The 15,513-nt window shown below is 61.1% G+C and carries 18 protein-coding genes; 15 read left to right on the top strand and 3 right to left on the bottom strand.

Going from position 1 to position 15,513, the window contains the following annotated elements; genetic code table 11:
- Positions 1-73 precede the first annotated feature (73 nt).
- From BM173_RS14470 to BM173_RS12210, 14 genes are all read left to right on the top strand, one after another.
- Complete coding sequence (locus BM173_RS14470; RefSeq protein WP_143089643.1) at positions 74-199, top strand: aa3-type cytochrome c oxidase subunit IV; 126 nt, start codon at positions 74-76, stop codon at positions 197-199.
- Positions 200-210: 11 nt separating this feature from the next.
- Positions 211-1,335 (top strand): NAD(P) transhydrogenase subunit alpha, encoded by a 1,125-nt coding sequence (locus BM173_RS12150; RefSeq protein ID WP_090482147.1) that lies wholly within the window; start codon positions 211-213, stop codon positions 1,333-1,335.
- 28 nt (positions 1,336-1,363) lie between these two features.
- Complete coding sequence (locus tag BM173_RS12155; protein WP_006833497.1) at positions 1,364-1,648, top strand: NAD(P) transhydrogenase subunit alpha part 2; 285 nt, start codon at positions 1,364-1,366, stop codon at positions 1,646-1,648.
- Positions 1,649-1,677: 29 nt separating this feature from the next.
- On the top strand, positions 1,678-3,192 hold the full coding sequence (locus BM173_RS12160; RefSeq protein WP_090482770.1) for an NAD(P)(+) transhydrogenase (Re/Si-specific) subunit beta: 1,515 nt from the start codon (positions 1,678-1,680) through the stop codon (positions 3,190-3,192).
- 3 nt (positions 3,193-3,195) lie between these two features.
- The gene (locus tag BM173_RS12165; RefSeq protein ID WP_090482150.1) at positions 3,196-3,537 is read left to right on the top strand and encodes a hypothetical protein; all 342 of its coding nucleotides are present in this window, start codon (positions 3,196-3,198) and stop codon (positions 3,535-3,537) included.
- A gap of 56 nt (positions 3,538-3,593) precedes the next feature.
- Entirely contained in the window at positions 3,594-4,784 is a 1,191-nt protein-coding gene (locus BM173_RS12170) for a parallel beta-helix domain-containing protein (RefSeq protein ID WP_090482153.1), read from the top strand.
- Positions 4,781-5,779, top strand: a complete 999-nt coding sequence (locus BM173_RS12175; RefSeq protein ID WP_090482156.1) for an SO2930 family diheme c-type cytochrome — start codon at positions 4,781-4,783, stop codon at positions 5,777-5,779. Before BM173_RS12170 ends, BM173_RS12175 begins: the two co-directional genes overlap by 4 nt.
- Positions 5,776-6,753 carry an alpha/beta hydrolase gene (locus tag BM173_RS12180; protein ID WP_090482159.1) on the top strand — a complete coding sequence of 326 codons (978 nt, stop codon included), beginning with the start codon at positions 5,776-5,778 and terminating at the stop codon, positions 6,751-6,753. The genes BM173_RS12175 and BM173_RS12180 overlap by 4 nt, the downstream gene beginning before the upstream one ends.
- A 76-nt stretch (positions 6,754-6,829) precedes the next feature.
- Entirely contained in the window at positions 6,830-7,525 is a 696-nt protein-coding gene (locus tag BM173_RS12185) for an aspartate/glutamate racemase family protein (RefSeq protein ID WP_090482162.1), read from the top strand.
- A 112-nt stretch (positions 7,526-7,637) separates the two neighbouring features.
- Positions 7,638-8,798: a deoxyguanosinetriphosphate triphosphohydrolase gene (locus tag BM173_RS12190; protein WP_090482165.1), complete on the top strand. Its 1,161-nt coding sequence runs from the start codon at positions 7,638-7,640 to the stop codon at positions 8,796-8,798.
- Complete coding sequence (locus BM173_RS12195) at positions 8,791-9,489, top strand: NAD(P)H-binding protein (RefSeq protein WP_090482168.1); 699 nt, start codon at positions 8,791-8,793, stop codon at positions 9,487-9,489. Before BM173_RS12190 ends, BM173_RS12195 begins: the two co-directional genes overlap by 8 nt.
- 10 nt (positions 9,490-9,499) lie before the next feature.
- On the top strand, positions 9,500-9,940 hold the full coding sequence (locus tag BM173_RS12200; RefSeq protein ID WP_090482170.1) for an ABA4-like family protein: 441 nt from the start codon (positions 9,500-9,502) through the stop codon (positions 9,938-9,940).
- Positions 9,941-9,996: 56 nt separating this feature from the next.
- Complete coding sequence (locus BM173_RS12205; protein ID WP_090482773.1) at positions 9,997-11,553, top strand: fatty acid--CoA ligase; 1,557 nt, start codon at positions 9,997-9,999, stop codon at positions 11,551-11,553.
- 10 nt (positions 11,554-11,563) lie between these two features.
- Positions 11,564-12,157, top strand: a complete 594-nt coding sequence (locus BM173_RS12210) for a DUF938 domain-containing protein (protein ID WP_090482173.1) — start codon at positions 11,564-11,566, stop codon at positions 12,155-12,157.
- Between the two features lie 61 nt (positions 12,158-12,218).
- On the opposite strand, the gene BM173_RS12215 is transcribed toward BM173_RS12210, so the two are convergent.
- Complete coding sequence (locus BM173_RS12215; protein WP_090482176.1) at positions 12,219-12,350, bottom strand: entericidin A/B family lipoprotein; 132 nt, start codon at positions 12,348-12,350, stop codon at positions 12,219-12,221.
- A gap of 122 nt (positions 12,351-12,472) precedes the next feature.
- On the opposite strand from BM173_RS12215, the gene BM173_RS12220 reads away from it, so the two are divergent.
- Positions 12,473-12,697 carry a hypothetical protein gene (locus BM173_RS12220; RefSeq protein WP_224803941.1) on the top strand — a complete coding sequence of 75 codons (225 nt, stop codon included), beginning with the start codon at positions 12,473-12,475 and terminating at the stop codon, positions 12,695-12,697.
- Between the two features lie 8 nt (positions 12,698-12,705).
- Here BM173_RS12220 and BM173_RS12225 read toward each other — a convergent pair whose 3' ends face one another.
- Both BM173_RS12225 and BM173_RS12230 read right to left on the bottom strand, forming a co-directional pair.
- Entirely contained in the window at positions 12,706-14,238 is a 1,533-nt protein-coding gene (locus BM173_RS12225; RefSeq protein ID WP_177201897.1) for a TadA family conjugal transfer-associated ATPase, read from the bottom strand.
- 148 nt (positions 14,239-14,386) lie between these two features.
- Positions 14,387-15,505, bottom strand: a complete 1,119-nt coding sequence (locus BM173_RS12230) for a glycosyltransferase family 4 protein (protein ID WP_090482185.1) — start codon at positions 15,503-15,505, stop codon at positions 14,387-14,389.
- Positions 15,506-15,513: the final 8 nt, after the last annotated feature.

Raw genomic sequence — 15,513 nt, forward strand, 5'->3', positions numbered from 1 at the left:
ATTCAGGCACTTGTCGAAGATTAATCAGCGTTCTAGGGGTTCGGGGAATGAGTTAACATTTGAGGGACTGAGTATGGAACCGGGCAACGACATGAAAGCGCATAGCAAGACCTATGGCTCTTTCATCGGAATGCTTAAGTGGGCAATTCCCGTAATTGCGATCATCACCGCGATCGTCGTCATCCTGATCTCCGGTTGAGCGCGCACTAGATGCGGATCGCTGTTCTGGCTGAGAGGGGCGCCGGCGAAAGCCGCGTCGCATTGACGCCGGAAACGGCAAAAAAATTCATCGCACTGGGCGCTGATGTCGCGGTCGAAGAAGGCGCAGGGGTAAGCGCCTCCATCACCGACGAAGCCTACCGCGACGCCGGGGCCGAAGTGGCCGCGGCGGCAAAGGTCGTGGAAGGCGCCGACATCGTGCTTGGCGTGCAGGCTCCCGATGTGGCGCTGCTTGCGGGTGCGAAGCCGGGTGCGTGGGTCGCTGCGACATTCGATCCGTTCCGCGAGAAAGCGCGCGTCGAAGCCTATGCCAAGGAAGGGCTGGAAGCGCTGTCGATGGAATTCATGCCGCGCATAACACGTGCGCAAAGCATGGACGTTCTCTCGAGCCAGTCCAACCTGGCGGGCTACAAGGCCGTGCTGGCTGCGGCCAATGTCTATGGCCGCGCATTCCCGATGATGATGACTGCTGCCGGCACGGTGCAGGCAGCCAAGGTCTTCGTGATGGGCGTCGGTGTTGCTGGACTTCAGGCGATTGCCACCGCCAAGCGTCTGGGCGCGCAGGTAAGCGCGACCGACGTGCGTTCGGCCACGAAAGAACAGATCCAGTCGCTTGGCGCGAAGCCGGTCTTCGTCGAGGAAGTTGCTGGTATCGAGGGCGAAGGCTCGGGCGGCTACGCGACCGAGATGAGCGAGGAGTACCAGCAGGCGCAGGCCAAGCTGGTGTCCGAACACATCGCCAAGCAGGACATCGTCATCACAACCGCGCTGATACCGGGCCGCGATGCACCGCGCCTGATTTCGGACGCCCAGATCGCCAGCATGAAACCTGGCAGCGTCATTTTCGACCTTGCCGTGGCCCAAGGCGGGAACGTGGAAGGCTCACAGCCTGACCAGACCGTTGAGAAACACGGTGTGCAGATAATCGGTTATTCGAACACGGCCGGGCATCTGGCAGCCGACGCATCGGCGCTGTTCGCGCGCAACCTCTACAATTTTCTCTCTGCCTTCTGGGATAGCGAGGCGGGCAAGCCTGTCCTCGACGAGGAAATCGGCGATGCGGTGCGGCTGACGCAAGGCGGCAAGGTCGTGAACGAGAGGCTGTCGACGCAGTAATTACCTGACCCGGGGAGGGGTCACGACAATGGACTTCATTTCGATCCTGTCGATTTTCGTGCTGGCGTGCTTCGTCGGTTATTACGTGGTCTGGTCGGTCACGCCTGCGCTGCACACGCCGCTGATGGCGGTTACCAACGCGATCTCTTCGGTAATCATCGTCGGCGCGCTGATTGCGGCGGCGGCGGCGGATGTCCCGGGGGCGAAGTGGCTGGGGCTTCTCGGCATCGTGCTCGCCAGTGTGAATATCTTCGGCGGCTTCGCGGTGACGGCGCGAATGCTGGCGATGTACAAGAAGAAGGAGAAGAAGTAATGCGTCGCCTTCTCCTCGCCGCACCCTTCATGGTGTTAGCCACACCCGCCCATGCCGCAACCGGCGAGGCGGTGAACCCGTGGGTCGCGCTCGCCTATCTCGTGTCGGGCGTGTTCTTCATCCTCGCGCTGCGCGGACTGTCCTCGCCCTCGACCAGCCGGACGGGCAACCGCTTCGGCATGATCGGCATGCTGATCGCGGTGATCACCACGCTGGTGACGCACTTCCCAACGGTTCGGGAAGAGAAGATTGTTCCTGGTCCGAACTTTCCAGATGGTTCGGCAATATATTTGCCCGACTTTGCTTCGTTCGGCGAAATCTTTGTCGCCATCGCCATCGGCGCGATCATCGGCATCACCATCGCCCGCCGCATTGCGATGACTCAAATGCCCGAACTGGTCGCGGCCTTCCACTCGCTCGTCGGGCTTGCCGCTGTGCTGGTGGGTTGGGCGGCCTATCTCAATCCGGGCGCATTCGGCCTGCTGGTCGGCGACGGCATCGGCGCAGTTTCCAAGGTCGAGATGGGTCTCGGTATCGCAATCGGTGCGATTACCTTCTCCGGCTCGGTCATCGCCTTTGCCAAGTTGTCGGGGCGGATGAGCGGTTCGCCGATCCTCCTGCCCGGTCGGCACCTCATCAACCTTGGCACACTGGCAGCGATCATCGTGCTGACCGCGCTGTTCGCCATGGCCGGCCCGTCCGAAACCATGCCGCTGATTATTGTGCTGACGGTGCTGGCCTTCCTCATCGGCTTCCTGCTCATCATCCCTATCGGCGGGGCGGATATGCCGGTCGTGGTCTCGATGCTAAACAGCTATTCGGGCTGGGCTGCGGCGGCGATGGGCTTTACGCTGGGTAATACGGCGATGATCATCACCGGCGCGCTGGTCGGCTCGTCGGGTGCGATCCTAAGCTACATCATGTGCCGCGCGATGAACCGCAGCTTCATCTCGGTGATCGCAGGCGGCTTTGGCGCTGAAGACGGCGCCGGCGGGGGCGAAGCGCGCGAAGCACGACCCTACAAGCAGGGCAGCGCAGACGATGCCGCTTTCATGCTCGAACAGGCAGAGAAGGTCATCATCATCCCGGGTTACGGCATGGCGGTGGCACAGGCACAGCACGCGCTTCGCGAAATGACCGACATCCTCGAAGAGAAGGGTGTGGACGTGAAGTTCGCGATCCACCCCGTCGCAGGCCGCATGCCCGGGCACATGAACGTGCTCCTCGCCGAAGCCAGCGTCGACTACGACAAGGTCTTCGAGCTGGAGGACATCAACAGCGAATTCGCGCAGGCCGATGTCGCCTTCATCATCGGCGCGAACGACGTTGTGAACCCGGCGGCGAAGACCGACAAATCCTCGCCCATCTACGGCATGCCCGTGTTCGACGTCGATAAGGCCAAGCAGGTGTTCTTCATCAAGCGTTCGATGGGCGGCGTGGGTTATGCGGGAGTCGACAACGATGTCTTCTACATGGACCAGACCATGATGCTGCTGTCGGATGCGAAGAAGATGGTCGAAGAAATCGTGAAGGCGCTCGACTAACCCATGCGTAAGGCAATCATCGGCATCGCCCTGGTGGCGATCCTCGGCTTTTTCGCCTGGGGCTATTTCGGCGGGATCGAACGCGTCACGGCGGGGCGCATCGAGAGCGTGCTGGTGGACAAGGGTATCTCACAGCCCGTCGCGGCCTGCATGGGTAGCCGCATGGCGGAGCGGCTGTCGCTCAACCAGTTGCGGAAGCTGGAAAACCTCCAGGCGCGCGACGGCGAGAGCGCGGTGCCGCTCACTATGGCCGAATTCCTCGAGCGCCTGCGCCGCGTAGATGATCCCGAAGCGATCGAGGTCGTCGGCACCTCGGCGGCAATCTGCTCGTTCACGACGCGCTAGAGACGCTTGCAATAGCTCCCGATAGCGGCACTATGTGGGCCGAGAGGGAGACACACATGATCCGCACCGCATTCGCCGCGACGCTGCTCGCAAGCACCACTCCGCTGCTGGCCGAAACCCACACGATTTCGCCGGGAGAAGGCGCGCAGGAGCGCTTGCAGGAAGCGCTGATCCTTGCCCAGCCCGGGGACGAGATCGTCCTTGAAGCAGGGCGATATGCGATGAGCGACGGCCTTAGCCTCGATGTCGATGGCGTGACCTTGCGCGGTGCTGGGATGGACGGGACGGTTCTGGACTTCACCGGGCAACAAGGCGCGGGCGAGGGACTTCTCGTCACCTCGGACAATGTCACCATGCGTGATTTCGCCTTGGAAAATCCCAAGGGCGACGGCGTGAAGTCGAAAGGCGCTGACAACATCGTCTATCACCGCATCCGCGTCACCTGGACCCGCGGTCCCCATGCCGAGAACGGAGCCTATGGCATCTATCCGGTCGAGAGTACCGGCGTGCTGGTCGATGGCGTCAAGGTCACCGGGGCAAGCGATGCGGGTATCTACGTCGGCCAGTCCAATCGGATCACCGTGCGCAACTCGATCGCCGAAGCGAATGTGGCGGGGATCGAGATCGAGAACAGCCGCAACGCGCTGGTCGAACACAATATTGCTACCCGGAATACGGGTGGCATCCTCGTCTTCGACCTTCCCAACCTGCCGGTGATGGGCGGCGGCAATGTGATCGTTGCGAACAACCTCGTGGTGGCGAACGACACGCCGAATTTCGCGCCTCCCGGCAATATCGTGGCGGGTGTTCGGCGCGGGACCGGCATCATGGTGATGGCGAATGAGAATGTTCTGATCGAGGATAACATCCTCTCGGGCAACCCGACCGCACCGGTCATGGTGATCGCCTACACGCAGCCTTACGACGACGATCGCTACAATCCCTTGCCGCGCGAAGTGGTGGTCGGGCCGAACCAGTTCGATGGCGGCGGTTACGATCCGCAGCTCGACGGTGCCGAGATGCTGCTTGCGGCATTCGGCGGCGAATTGCCTCCTGTGCTGTGGGACGGCCTTGGCTCGCTCTCTGCCGCAGAGGGCACCATGGGCTGGAGCCTCAACTTGCCAGAAGCGGGTAAGGGGCTGGGCGGCGCGCAGCCCGGGCTGATGACGGTCGATGCGCCTGCAGATAGTTTTGACCGCAGCGGCATCGGCGCGCCTGCCGAACTGGACGCCCGCCTTCAATCATGAAGCACCTTGGCGTCTTTTTCTGCGCATTGCTCGCCTTCGCCTCTGCCGCGGCAGTCGAAGCGCGCAGGATGGCGCCAGAAGTCTCCGATGCAGCAATCCAGGGCAAGGCATTGCCGCGCACCTTGGAGGAATTCGGCTTCTTCATACATGCGGACGCCCAAGTGCCGACGCTCGGCGTGATCCCTTATCGCCTGAATACACCGCTTTATTCGGACGGAGCGGAAAAGCTTCGTTTTGTCTACGTGCCGCAGGGCAACAAGATGCAGGCGGACGGGGAGGGTCTGATCGATTTCCCGGTCGGCACCGCCCTGATCAAGACCTTCGCATTTGGCGAAGGTGAGAAGCGCCGATTGATCGAAACCCGCGTCCTGTTGCACCGCGCGGATGGCTGGCTTGCACTTCCCTATGTCTGGAACGAGGAACAGACGCAGGCCCGCCTGGCTATCGCTGGTGCGCGCGTCCCGGTCACGACGCCCGAAGGCGAAAAGATCAGTTACCGGGTGCCCAACAAGAACCAGTGCAAAGAATGCCACGGCCTCAACGATGCGGTCGTCCCGATCGGTCCCAAGGCGCGCAATCTTTCGCGCGAATGGCTTGAGGCCAACATCGGAGTCGTTCCGCAGGGCGCTGACACGCTCCCGGTTTGGGAAGACCGTTCGCCGGCCGGCACGAATGCCGTGGCGCGCGCATTCCTCGATGTAAATTGCGCCCATTGCCACCGTCCGGGTGCGACTGCATCCAACAGCGGGCTGGACCTTCGCTGGGAACAGGACGATCCCCATGCGATCGGCGTCATGAAACGTCCCGTGGCGGCTGGACGAGGGGCCGGGGGGCTGCTCTTCGACGTCGTGCCGGGCAAGCCGCAGGAATCCATCCTGCTCCACCGCATGCTGAGCAACGAGCCGGGAGTGGCCATGCCGGAGCTTGGCAAGGCGACCATTGACCGTGAGGGCGCCGATGCCGTGCGCCGCTGGATCGAGGAGATGCCGCAGTGAAGTGGGTGTTCCGTATTTTTGCCGTTATCCTCGTAATCGGGCTGGTAGCCTTCCTGTTTCTGCGCACGCCAGACACCGACCGTGACGAGATGTGGGCCAAATACGGCGCTGCTCCATCGCGAGCGCTGACGCTTGCCGACGGACGCGAGATCCATCTGCGCGACGAGGGGCCGCGCGATGCGCCCGTGATCATGCTCCTGCATGGCTCCAACGCCGATCTGCATACCTGGCAACCCTGGGCCGAAATTCTCCGGGAAGACTACCGCGTGGTGCGGTACGACCAGCGCGGCCACGGACTGACAGGCGCCGCCCCCGATGCGGAATACACCCGCGAGGCGTTCGTGTCGGATGTCGATGCGGTTGCTGACGCGCTGTCTCTCGACACTTTCACCCTGGCGGGGAACTCGATGGGCGGCTGGATCGCGATGGCCTATGCGCTTGAGAACCCGGAGCGGCTCGACGGACTTGTGCTGGTCGATGCTTCTGGCGCACCGATAGAACGTGAAGGCTCGGGAAACCTCGCTTTCAAGCTCGCTTCGATGCCGGTGGTCGGGAACGGCCTCAGCCAGATGCTCCCCCGCTCCCTGGTTGCGAAAAGCCTGTCGCAAAGTGTCTCGAACCAGGCTGTCGTGACCGATGCAGCGATCGACCGCTATTGGGAAATGGCGCGCTATCCCGGCAATCGGGCCGCCACGCGAAAGCGCTTCAGCACCCCGCGCGAGGGCTTCACCGCCGAACAGGCCGCAGCGATGACTGTCCCCACATTGGTCATGTGGGGGAAAGAAGATGCGCTGGTGCCCTTCGAGGGCGGCGAATGGTATGCGCGCAATATCCCGAACGCCACGCTCGTCGCCTATGACGGCATCGGGCATATCCCGATGGAAGAGACCGCGGAGCGCAGCGCTGCCGATCTGACTGGCTGGCTGGCAGAAATTCGCTCGGCCCAGGAAACCGAAACTGAGGAACCGCAATAGCCGACGCCCGTTCTAGGCCGTTGAACCACAAGTCGCTTCATGCGGTGCAAACAGGGTAACGGGAAGGAGCGCGTTCTTGCGCAAATTGGGTCTCATCGGGGGCATGAGCTGGGTTTCGACCCGCGCCTATTACGAACGTATCAACAAGGAAATTCAGCGCCGCTCCAATTTCATGTCGAGCGCGCCGCTCTTGATCGAAAGCCTGGATTATTCGCTGATCGCCAAGGCCAAGCAGGACGATGACTGGGATGCAGTCGCTTCCTTGCTGGTGGAAAGTGGCCGCCGCCTCGAGAGTGCGGGGGCTGAGGGGATCATCATCGCGGCCAATACGATGCACAAGGTCTATGACCGCGTGGCAGAGGGTCTCTCCATCCCCGTCCTGCATATCGCTGACAGCGTGGGCGAGGCGATGAAGAAAGCGGAATGCGACAACGCCGCGCTGCTCGGCACGCGTTTCGTCATGACCGAAAGCTTCTATCGCCAGCGTCTCGTCGCACATGGCGTTGACCTGCTGCCGCCCGATCCGGGCGATGTCGAGCTGGTCGACGGCATCATCTACAAGGAGCTGATGCTCGGCCGCGTTACGCGTTCTGCCGAGCGGGCACTGAAAACGATCATCACCAACAAGGACAAGGAAGGTGCAAAAGCCATTGTGCTTGCCTGCACCGAGCTGGAGATGGTGGTCGACACGGATGCGAACGTGCTCCCGGTCTTCGATTCCACCGACATTCACTGCCGCGCCGCAGCGGAATGGATGCTCGCCGACGATTGACCGGCGTCGCCGGTTTTTTGGCACGCAGCGTCGCTTTTCGCCAATAAGCGGCCAGGTTCCCATTTCGTTCACGTTGTCCAGCCGAATCCGCTGACCTAAGCCTTGGCGCTCCATGAACAGAGCTCCTTACGCTGCCGATCCTGCTGCTTCGCGCGGACGCGAATTTTCCGAAGACCGCGACGGGACCCGCGGTCCGCGCAGCGAGTTCCAGCGCGATCGCGACCGGATCGTCCATTCGATCGCCTTTCGCCGACTGCGTTCCAAGACACAGGTTTTCGTCGCGCCAGACGGCGATCACTATCGCACCCGCCTTACGCACAGTATCGAAGTCGCCCAGATCGGCCGCGTCATCGCTCGCGAGCTTGGCCTGGACGAGGATCTGACCGAAGCGCTCTGCCTTGGTCACGACATCGGCCATCCGCCCTTCGGACACGCTGGCGAGACGGCGCTTGAAGAAGCGATGGTTCACGCGGGCGGCTATGACCACAATGCCCAGGGCATCAGGACGCTGGCACGGCTGGAGAGCAATTACCCCGATCATCCGGGGATGAATTTGACCTGGGAAACGCTGGAAGGTCTCGCCAAGCACAATGGTCCCGTCTCGGCAGCAAATTGGGCCTTGCGGGAGATCGATGCCGCCTATCCGCTCGAGCTCGGCCAATGGCCTTCGCTGGAGGCGCAGGTGGCGGCTGTCGCGGACGACATCGCCTATGACAATCACGACATCGACGACGGGCTGCGCGCGGGTTTCCTCTCGCTCGACGACCTGATGGAGATCGACTTGCTCGCCGACCAGTTCCGGGCGGTCGAGAAGCGTTTCCCGCATATCTCGCGTGACAAGCAGCTTCGCGAACTGGTGCGTAGCCAGATCGGCCTGATGGTGAATGACGTGCTCGACCATACGCGCGAGAACATCGCCGGGCTCGACAGCGTGGGTCAGGTGCGCGAAGCGGGCAAGCAGCTTGCGGGATTCTCGCCCGGCATGGCGGATCAGGAGCGCGCCTTGAAGAAATTCATGTACCAGCGCCTCTACTACCATCCCGAGCAGTTGCAGACTGCCGAAAGGGCGCGCGACGTCATCGCCCGGCTCTTCGTCGCTTATCAGCAGGATCCGACCACAATGCCTGACGACTGGCTGGAACGCCTGCCTGATTCCGAGCCTGAAAAGAGCCGCCACATCGCCGATTTCATTGCTGGAATGACCGATCGTTTTGCAATCGAACAGTGCGCGAAAATCTACGGCCGCGTTCCGCAGGGTCTTTCCAATGTCTGACGATGCACTGCGCCTTTGCGTGATCGGCGCAACCGGCCTCATCGGCGGCAAGGTGATGGAAGAGTGTATCGGCCGCGAGGACGTGCGGCTTTCCGCGATTGCCCGACGCGAGACAAAGCTTCCACGCGGTATTCGCATTGAGCTGTTCGTTGCCGAACCGGCCAAGTGGGGCGAGGTTCTGGAAGCGCTTCGCCCCAAGGCGGTGATTTGCGCACTCGGCACCACCTGGAAGAAAGCGGGGGAAGACGAGGAAGCCTTTCGTGCGGTGGACCAGCACCTTGTGCTGGAGACCGCGCGCGCAGCCAAGGAGCAGGGTGTAGACCGCTTCGTCGCAGTCAGCTCGGTCGGCTCGGATACGGCCTCGAAAAACTTCTACCTTCGGGTGAAGGGTGAAACCGAGCGCGAACTGACGAAGCTGCGTTTCAATCGCCTGGATATCCTTCGACCCGGCCTGCTGCGCGGAAAGCGGGAGAATGACCGCAGGATGGGGGAGCGCATTGGTATTGCTGCCGCGCCTGTCGCCAACCTCCTCCTTCACGGCAAGTACCGCCAGTATCGTGCGATCGAGGCTAAGACCGTGGCGCAGGCTGCCATAGCTCTGGCGAAAAGTGCGGCGAGGGGGCGCTTCGTGCACGACAACGACGGGATCGTGCGGGCGGCCAAACGCCTGCCGCAATTGATTACCGACTAGGAGAGCGAAGATGTGGGACACCGTTTTCTCGATAGCCAACGCATTGGCCTTGCTGATGTGGGTGGCGCTGGTGTTCCTGCCGCGCTGGCCAGCTCTGCTTGCGGCCATCCTCTATCTGGGCGTGGGGCTGTTGAGCGCAGCCTACGCAGTCTTCCTGATCGCCGTGGTGGCGGGTATCGTCCCAGGTGGCGAGGGTGGTAATTTCTCGTCGATCGAGGGCGTGCGCCAGATTTTCGCAAGCGACGCCGGTGTCACCATCGGCTGGATCCATTATCTTGCGTTCGATCTCTTCGTGGGACTCTGGATCGCCCGCGATGCCGACGCGAAGGACTTTTCACGGCTGGTCCAAGCCCCGATCCTTTTCGCCACATTGATGGCGGGTCCGCTCGGCCTCGTCCTGTGGCTTTTGATCAGGGAACGTCGTGCCCGTGCCGGAGGCCGCTGGCAATAGGACCCTTGCTCCCCGCACCATGCATGGCATGATGGCTGGCGAGGGAGACAATGGCCATGACCGGAACCGGCGAGCAGAAGCTTACTTTCGACGAATTCATTACGCACTGGGCCAGCGAACGACCTGACACGGTTGTGCTGGAAGAGGGTGATGACGCGATCACCTACTCCGAATTCGAGCGACGCAGTCGCAAGATCGTGGGAATGCTGAAAGGCCGCGGGGTGGAAAAGGGCGACCGGATCGCCTGGCTCGGCAAGAATGCGCGCCATTACTTCGAACTGTTCTATTCCGCTGCGCGAATGGGCGTGGTGATGGTGCCGATCGGCTGGCGCCTTGCGGCTCCGGAGGTGGCCTACATCCTGCAGGACACAGGAGCGAAAATCCTGTTCCTGGGCGAGGGGTTCGAGGACATGGCCGCAAGGGCCGTATCCGAACTGACCGAAAAGCCTGAGCTTATCGGTCAAGTGGATGCGATCGCCGCCATCGACAAAGCTGAAGAGGCGCAATTCGATCCGGCGGGACCGGACGATGCCGTGCTCCAGCTCTACACCTCGGGCACGACCGGCAATCCCAAGGGCGCGGTGCTCACCAATCGCAATCTTTTCTCGCTTCGCATTCCCAGCCAGGAAGAAGGCCAGCCGTGGTCCCTGTTCGATGAGGACGAGGCCATCCTGGTCTGCATGCCTTGCGCTCATATTGGCGGAACGGGACTCGGCGTCATGGCGATGGGGGCGGGTATCCGCTCTATCGTGCAGGCCGAATTCACGCCCGATGGCGTTCTCGACGGGTTCGAACAGGGCATCACCCGCCTGTTCATCGTTCCGGCTGCCTTGCAGATGGTCGTCCAGCATCCGCGCGCCAAGACGACCGACATGTCGGCTGTCAAATATGTGCTTTATGGTGCTGCCCCGATCCCGCTCGACCTTCTGCGCGAGGCGGTCCGCACCATTCCCGAGGCCGGTTTCCTGCAATGCTATGGCATGACGGAGACCACGGGCACCATCGCCGCGCTGCCGCCGGAGGATCACTCCCTAGAAGGCAACGAGCGCATGAAGTCATGTGGCAAGGCGGTGGCGGGCGTCGAACTCAAAGTGATCGGTGAAGACGGCGAAGAACTGCCGCGCGGCGAGGTCGGAGAACTCATCTGCAAGAGCCCGTCCAACATGGCGTGTTACTGGAACCTGCCGGACGCGACGGAAAGCTCGCTCAAGGACGGCTGGATGCACACGGGCGACGCCGCCTACGTGGACGAGGATGGCTATGTGTTCATCCAGGACCGCATCAAGGACATGATCATTTCGGGCGGCGAGAATGTCTATCCGGCGCAGGTGGAAAGCGCCATTTACGGTCACCCTAGCGTTGGCGAAGTAGCTGTGATCGGTGTCCCCGACGACACCTGGGGTGAGGCTGTGAAAGCCTGCGTGGTACCGAAGCCGGGGACGCAGGTCGACGAGGCAGACATCATTGCCTGGACGAGCGAGCGGCTGGCCAAGTTCAAGGTGCCAAAGAGCATCGATGTCATCGAGGTCATGCCGCGCAACGCGAGTGGCAAGATCCTGCGCAAGGATCTGCGCGCACCGTATTGGGAAGGCAGGGACAGACAGGTCAATTGAGGCGCGCCGCATGAAACGGCACACGCCGGCCACCGCGCGCAATTCGGCAGCGCTCGCCCAAGTTCTGGGCCAGGAGCTTCCTCACACGGGGCGGGTTCTGGAAATTGCCAGCGGGTCAGGGGAACATGCCCTTTTCATGGCCCGCCGCTTTGCGACCCTGGTCTGGCAGCCGAGTGATATCGATCCCGAGGCTTTGACCTCTATCGATGCCTGGTCGCGTGAAGCGGGGCTCCAAAATCTTGAAAGAGCGATCGCGCTGGATGCGGCCGACCCCGCTTGGAGCATGGAAGGTGTGGACGCGATCCTGTGCGTCAACATGATCCATATCAGCCCCATTGCGGCAACGGAGGGTCTTTTTGCAGGTGCTGCGAGGACCTTGGCAAGCGGCGCCCCGCTAATCCTTTATGGGCCATTCTTAGAAGAGAATTCCGTCACGGCTCCTTCGAACATTGCATTCGACGAGAGCCTGCGCGAGCGCAATTCTGAATGGGGGTTGCGGCAGGTCGGCTGGCTCGACGCGTTAGCCGGAAAGACTGGGCTATCCCGCTCGGCGAGGTACGAGATGCCCGCCAACAATCTCGTGCTCGTTTATCGCAAGGCCTGATACGAAAACGCCCGCCGTATCTTCGGCGGGCGTTCGGTTCGATATGGCAGCAGAGGAAGGATCAATCGATCGCTTCTTCACCGGCCTTTCCAACCGAAGAGATGTCTTCACCAAGGCCCTGCACAGTGTTGCAGGCAGTGGCGGAGAGGCTCAACGTGGTGAGCCCGAGTGCGAGAATAAGTTTCTTGATCATGGCTTCCTCTTTCGCCTGAAAGCACGCTTGTGGCAATTCTCAGTTGAAAAATCCATGAACCAAATGAGCCGGCTTTTCGCCCGACCCTTGGAGCGGGGCAGTTCGTCGCCCATATGCGCGCCATGAAAGCATTCCTGACATTCGCGAGCGAAGCGGAGATCGTCGCCTTGTGGGGCTTGGCGTGCCTCTGCGCGGCGATATTCGCGCTTGTCATGGAACGGCGGCGTAGCAAGCGGACCAGTATAGACAACGTCGGCTGGGTGCCTTGGACGGGCCTGTTCCTGACCTTCGCCGTATTGGGCGGAGCGCTTCTCGTCGTATCAATCCCCGGTGTGATCCGGGGCTGAAAGCAAGGTCAGAGGCAGGCTTCCAGGTAGGCTTGGTCGAAGCCGAACTGGCGCGCCTTCTCCAGCGTATAGGGTCGCAGGCCGCTGGAGCGGAATTCGCCCATGATCTTGCCGTCTTCGCTTTCGTCGAGATACTCGAACTTGAACAGTTCCTGCGTCACGATCACGTCGCCTTCCATCCCGATCACCTCGGTAATGTTGGTGGTGCGGCGCGAACCGTCGCGAAGACGCTTCACCTGCACGATCAGGTCGACCGATTCCGCGATCTGGCGGGAGATGGCTTCCTTCGGGATCTTGATGTCGCCCATCAGAATCATGTTTTCCATACGGCCGAGGCATTCGCGCGGGCTGTTGGCGTGAAGCGTACACATGGAACCGTCGTGGCCCGTGTTCATGGCAGCCAGAAGGTCGAAACATTCCGCGCCACGTATTTCGCCCAGGATGATGCGGTCGGGACGCATACGCAGTGCGTTCTTCACGAGGTCGCCGATGGTGATGGCGCCCTGGCCTTCAAGGTTCGGCGGACGTGTTTCCAGCGGCAGCCAGTGCGGCTGCTGCAGGCGAAGTTCGGCGGCATCCTCGATGGTGAGCACGCGCTCGCCCGGGTCGATCATCTTCGACAGGGCGTTGAGCATGGTCGTCTTACCCGAACCCGTACCGCCCGAGATGACGATGTTCATGCGGCAGGCACCGGCAATCTTGAGCGCGGTACACATCTTCTCGCTCATCGATCCGAAGCCCTGGAGCATATCCAGCGTGATCGGTTTTTCCGAGAACTTACGAATGGAAATCGCGGTACCGCGCAGCGAAAGCGGCGGCACGATCACGTTCACACGTGAGCCGTCCTTCAAGCGGGCGTCGGCCAGCGGCGTAGTCTGGTCGACGCGGCGGCCGACCTGGTTCACGATGCGCTGGGCGATCTGGAACAGGTGGCCCTCGTCACGGAAACGGATCGGCGCCAGCACCAGCTTGCCGCCTTTTTCGATGTAGGTCTGGTCGGGCCCGTTGACCATGATGTCCGACACGTCGGGATCGTTCAGCAGCTCCTCGAGCGGACCGAAGCCGAGCAGTTCGTCGACCAGCACCTTCTCGAGCGCGAATTGTTCGCGGCGGTTGAGCGTGACCTTCAGTTCGGCCAGCACTTCCATGATGATCGGGCGGAATTCTTCGGACAGCTCGTCCTTGGTAAGCGTAGCAGCCGCTTCGGGGTCGACGCGTTCGAGCAGGCGCGGAAGGACCTGTTCCTTGATCTTGTGGACGCTGGCTTCGAAACCGCCGACCTCGCTATCGCCGGAATGGGTAGCATTCATTCGTTCCGACAGGCGCGCCATGGCATCGCTGTTGCGGTCATTTCCTGCGCCTTCGGCGGCAGGTGCGCCTTCTTCGGGAAGGGGCGGAAACTGTTCGCCGCCTTCGTCAGCATCGTCGGCAGCAGGCTTAGCGCCTCCAGCGCCGCCGCGCATCGGTTTCGCCACGCCAAACTGCGGACGAGCGCCGGAACCCATTCCTCCAGCACCGTTCTTGCGTCCGAATGCACTCATGCCAAACCCCCGAGGCTCACTATCCATATGAGGCGCTGTCTTTGCCGAAAGGATGGCAAATCACGCCTTTGCGGTTGTGGTGAATAATTCGGAAACCTTGATTTTTTCCTAATCGCTGAGGCTGGTATTGGGCAGAGCCAACTGCCGCTCATCGCGATAAGGTAACTGACGCTACTTCGCGGGCCATGCGCTGCCAGGAATAGGTGTTCTTTGCATATTCGGACATCTCGTCGCGATCCGGAGGACATTCGCGGACACGGTCGATAGCCGCTCCGCATCGGCGCGCCGAACCCGTTGGGTCGGATAGATCTATAGCAACGCCCGTAAGCCATTTTGTCGCATCAGGGTCCGCCCGTGAAGCAACATCACCGGTAACTGTAGGTAGACCGCATGCCATCGCTTCTTGGATTACGAGCGGATAGCCTTCGCCAACGCTTGGTAAGAGTAAGACGTCACTTGCGTTGTACAACCGAGCCAGTGCAGTTTGAGATAACTGCCCGAGAACAAATACGTTATCGGCCTGCCATTTTGTTGGATCAATAGGACCTCTACCGACGATAGCGAAACTCCACCCTGGCTGAATCAGAGCCAGTTGCCTGACTATTTCCAAACCTTTTTTCTCGACGAGCCGCCCAACAAAAACTGCTAAGGGTTTCGCAGTGGGCAGGCCGAATTGGCTGGGACCTCCGCTGTTATTCCCGTCGCGATGCGACAAAAATACGTTGGTGTCGACACCATTGAAAACCAACAGAGGTTCCCTTTTCGCGGCTACGCTTGCGAACTCCTCACGGACCGTTGCGCTAATAAATACCACGCGACTTGCCGAACGCATCATCGGCTTAGTGACGATTGTATTTGCTATCTTCATCACGACTGTGAGAGTTGTACTGGCAAATGTGATCGACCCGATGTGCTGGATTAGCACGGTTTGCTTTCCGGCCAGCTTTGCCATTACCATTGCTGCAATGGACGAAAGATACAGAGCGTCGTGAATCACTACGAGATCTGATCTGCGCACTGCCTTCCACAGACGTGTAAGCGATCTCAAGCCCGGCAGCGGGATAGGTAATCCAGTCGATTTCTCGATAGAGTTTGTGCACCTCAAAGCGATAATTTCGGCGGGACTTTCAGGCAGTCCGTCCCCGTCGCAAGCTGCCCATAAGGCTTCGTAGCCTAGCTTAGTGAACTCCCGACAGAGATGGCCCGCAACACGTTCTAGGCCGCCGCCATGGGTGTCGAAGAAGTTGCTGACGGATAGGATTTTCACGTTCTGTA

It is taken from the genome of Qipengyuania nanhaisediminis (genome assembly GCF_900115585.1).
Classification (GTDB): domain Bacteria; phylum Pseudomonadota; class Alphaproteobacteria; order Sphingomonadales; family Sphingomonadaceae; genus Qipengyuania; species Qipengyuania nanhaisediminis.